The following is a 1,205-nucleotide window of genomic DNA, read 5'->3' on the forward strand; positions in this document are numbered from 1 at the left end:
ATCCGGCTCGAACCAGATGGCCTCGCGCCGGTACGGCCCCATGTCGCGCCCGATTTCCGCCAGGGCGCCGGGCAGGAACCACGGGTAGTCGTCGCCCAGCAGCATCCGCGGCCCGCCATGCGGCGAGCAGGCGGCCGGCACGCCGAGCAGCAGGCTTTCGACGATGTTGAAGCCAAACCCCTCGCTGCGGTGCGGCGACACGTAGAGGTCGGCCATCGCCTTCAGCGCCGCCATTTCCGCCGCATCAAGCAGCCCCTCCAGCAGCAGCACCGGCGCATCCGCCGCCACCCCCGCGAAGCCGGATACGTCCGCCGAATGCGTCTTGATGCAGAAGACGAAGCGGCCGGGCGCCGCCGCCTCCAGCCGGCGGGCGATGGCGACGAACGCGTCAACGCCCTTGCGCGCCGTGTAGGACGAGGCGTCCATGATGAAGAGCACCACCCGCCGCCCCGCCCGCTTCGCCGCCGCGACCGCCGCCAGCGGGCCGGTCTCGGCGCCTCCGGTGATGCCCTCGGCCGCCAGCGCGCGCAGCCGCGCGCCGTCCACGACATAAGGTACGGTGTGCACCGGCCGGTCGGTGAAGCTCGCGAAGGCGTCGGTGCAGAACGCGCTCGGCGTCAGCAGCAGGTCGAAGCCCGACAGCACGCCCTTCCACTCCAGGCGCGGCGCGCTCAGTTCCCACACCCAGGCGCCGACCGTCGCCCGCCGGTCGAATAGCGCGGTGCCGTAGCGATCGACGAAGGCCGACACCTGTTCCGGGTTCAGCATGACGAGGTTGATCGAATACGGCAGCGTCCCCGGTCCCGCGAGATCGAGCGGCAGGTCGGGGCGGATCAGCCCGGACACGTCGATGCCGACCTGTGCGATCCCCGCCGCGTCCAGCGCCGCGCGCATCCCGCGCGCCGCCTCGCCGAGCCCGGTCGTGGAGCGGAAGGGGGCGAACAGGTTCACCCCGGACCGCCAGTTGACGAAGTCGCGCACCCCGAGCTGCCGGCGGGCGAAGATATTCGTACCCGGCGCGATCCGTCGCTCGCGCAGCCCGTCATGACGCCAGTGCGCGGCCGGGTCGATGCCGTCCGCGGCGACCGCGGCGGCGACATCGGCGTTGAGGGCGAGATAATTCGGTATGTCGAGCGCCGCATCGACCGGCGGTGGCGCGACATGCGGCCAGACCGCGCGCGTCAGCGCCGCCGCGTCGCCGCCCC

At 72.6% G+C, this 1,205-nt stretch carries 1 protein-coding gene; it reads right to left on the reverse strand.

Annotated features, from left to right (window positions below):
* Nucleotides 1-1,205: glycosyltransferase (locus tag B8460_RS14590; protein ID WP_048862345.1), on the reverse strand; the 1,205-nt coding region annotated here is incomplete at both ends.

The sequence above is a fragment of the Acidisphaera rubrifaciens HS-AP3 genome (genome assembly GCF_000964365.1).
GTDB classification, from domain to species: domain Bacteria; phylum Pseudomonadota; class Alphaproteobacteria; order Acetobacterales; family Acetobacteraceae; genus Acidisphaera; species Acidisphaera rubrifaciens.